At 71.8% G+C, this 2,899-nt stretch carries 2 protein-coding genes; both read left to right on the top strand.

Translation table 11 applies throughout. The features are described 5' to 3' along the window. Positions 1-1,458, top strand: a 1,458-nt coding sequence (locus sphsw_RS10945) for a DNA repair protein RecN (protein ID WP_031440651.1), incomplete at its 5' end; no start/stop codon positions are given. Between the two features lie 41 nt (positions 1,459-1,499). Next, positions 1,500-2,899: NAD-dependent DNA ligase LigA (gene ligA, locus sphsw_RS20455; RefSeq protein WP_042467066.1), on the top strand; the 1,400-nt coding region annotated here is incomplete at its 3' end.

Raw genomic sequence — 2,899 nt, 5'->3', positions numbered from 1 at the left:
CCGCCCGCCCCCGGCACGCCGCTGATGGCGCTGCTCGACGAGAACGGGCTGACGATCGAGGCGGGCGAACCGCTCATCATCCGCCGCATCGTCAAGGCCGATGGCGGCAGCCGCGGCTTCGTCAACGACCAGCCGGCCTCCGCCGGGCTGCTGCGCGAGATGGCGCCGACGCTGGTCGAGATCCACGGCCAGCATGACGAGCGCGGCCTGCTCAACCCGCGCGGCCACCGCGCGCTGCTCGACATTTTCGGCCGTACCGAACCCGCCGCGACGACGCGCGCGTGGACCGCATTGCGCGAGGCCGAGGACGCGCTGGCCACTGCCCGCGCGGATATCGAGAGCGCCGCGCGTGATCGCGACTGGCTCGAACACACCGTCGCCGAACTGACCGCGCTGGGGGCCGAACCCGGTGAGGAGGAGACGCTCGCCGATACCCGCCGCTCGATGCAGCGCGCGGAGAAGATCGCGGACGACCTGTCGGCGATCGACGACTATCTCGAAGGCTCGGACGGCGGGCTCGCCAAGCTGCGCCAGGCGGCGCGCGTGCTGGAGCGGATCTCGGGCGATCATGTCGCGCTCGCCGACGCGCTCGCCGCGGTCGACCGCGCGGTGATCGAGGGATCGGTCGCCGAGGAACGGATGCGCGATGCGCGGATCGACCTCGCCTATGACCCGCGCAGCCTCGAGGACGACGAGGCGCGGCTGTTCGAACTTCGCGCGATGGCACGCAAACACCGCGTCCAGCCCGACGACCTCGCCGCGCTGACCGATGAGATGCGTGCCCGGCTCGAACGACTCGACGCGGGCGAAGGCGGGATCGCGGTGCTCGAGGCGACGCTCGCCAAGGCGCGTGCCGCCTACGACAAGGCTGCGGACGCGCTCTCGGCCCGCCGTGCCAAGGCTGCGCTGCGACTCGACACCGCGGTCGCGGGCGAACTCGCGCCGCTGAAACTCGACGCCGCCCGCTTCCGCACCGTCTGCGCCCCGCTCGGCGAGGAGGGCTGGTCGGGCGCGGGCAAGGACCGTGTCGAGTTCGAAATCTCGACCAACCCCGGCGCGCCGTTCGCCGGCCTCACCAAGATCGCCAGCGGCGGCGAATTGTCGCGCTTCATCCTCGCCTTGAAGGTCGCGCTCGCGGAAGAAGGCGGCGCGACGACGATGGTATTTGACGAGATCGACCGCGGCGTCGGTGGCGCGGTCGCCAGCGCGATCGGCGAGCGACTCGCACGGCTCGCGCAGAGCACGCAGCTGCTCGTCGTCACGCACAGCCCGCAGGTCGCGGCGCGCGGCGCCAAGCATTTGCTGATCGCGAAAAGCAACGATGGCACCGTCACCCGCACCGGCGTCCGCGCGCTCGACGAGGCCGAACGCCGTGAGGAGATCGCCCGCATGCTCTCGGGCGCGACGATCACCGACGAGGCGCGCGCGCAGGCCGAACGGTTGCTCGAAACCGCCTGACGCTCTTGCCGCGCGCGGGGCAGCTGCCTAACCCCGCGATCATGACCGCGCTGCCCACGTCCGCCCTTCCCGCCACCGAAGCGGAGGCCGCCGCCGAGCTGGCGACGCTCGCCGAGCGCATCGCCTATCACAATGCGCGCTATCACACCGACGACGCGCCCGAGATCAGCGACGCGGAGTATGACGCGCTGGTCCGCCGCAACACCGCGATCGAGGCCGCCTTCCCCGCCAGCGTCCGCGCCGATTCGCCGAGCCGCAGCGTCGGTGCCGCACCCGCCGGGCATCTGTCGAAGGTCGCGCACGCCAAGCCGATGATGAGCCTCGACAACGCGTTTTCGGACGAGGAGGTCGAGGAGTTCGTCGGGCGTGTCCGCCGCTTCCTCAAGCTCGCCGACGACGCCCCCGTTGCGCTCACCGCCGAGCCCAAGATCGACGGCCTGTCCTGCTCGCTGCGCTACGAAGACGGCCGGCTGGTCCAGGCGCTGACCCGCGGCGACGGCCAGGTCGGCGAGGACGTCACCGCCAATGTCCGCACGATCGCCGACATCCCGCAGCAACTGGCCGGCGAGCCCCCCTACCCTGCGGTCTTCGAGATCCGCGGCGAGGTCTATATGGCGAAGGCCGACTTTGCCGCGCTCAACGCCCGCCTGCTCGCGGACGCCGAGCAGACCGGCAAGGAGGCGCGCCAGTTCGCCAACCCGCGCAACGCCGCCGCCGGCTCGCTCCGCCAGAAGGACGCCGGGATCACCGCCGAACGCACGCTGCGCTTCCTCGCGCATGGCTGGGGCGAGGCGAGCACCGTCCCCGCGGAGACACAGTCCGCGATCGTCGACCAGTTCCGCGCCTGGGGCTTCGCCGTCGCCGATGCCTTCGCGCGCGTCGAGGACGAACGCGGCGCACTTGGCATTTACCGTGCGATCGAGGCGGGCCGGGCCGAGCTCCCCTTCGACATCGACGGCGTCGTGTACAAGGTCGACCGGCTCGACTGGCAGGCGCGACTCGGCCAGGTCGCGCGCGCGCCGCGCTGGGCGATCGCGCACAAATTCCCCGCGGAGCGCGCGCAGACCACGCTCAACGCGATCGACATCCAGGTCGGCCGCACCGGCGCGCTGACCCCGGTCGCGCGACTCGACCCCGTCACCGTCGGCGGCGTCGTCGTCACCAACGCGACGCTCCACAATTTCGACGAGATCGAGCGGCTCGGCGTCCGCGTCGGCGACCGCGTCCTCGTCCAGCGCGCGGGCGACGTCATCCCGCAGATCGTCGAGAGCCTGACCGCCGCCGAGGATCGCCCCGCCTATGTCTTCGACCGGCTCTGTCCCGAGTGCGGGTCGGCCGCCGAGCGCGAGGAGGGCGAGGTCGTCTATCGCTGCACCGGCGGGCTGATCTGCCCCGCACAGCGCGTCGAGCGGCTCATCCATTTTACCTCGCGCCACGCCTT

Origin of the sequence: Sphingomonas sp. FUKUSWIS1, assembly GCF_000733135.1 — a bacterium.
GTDB classification, from domain to species: domain Bacteria; phylum Pseudomonadota; class Alphaproteobacteria; order Sphingomonadales; family Sphingomonadaceae; genus Sphingomonas; species Sphingomonas aerolata.
This window is presented reverse-complemented; position numbering and strand designations above follow the sequence as displayed.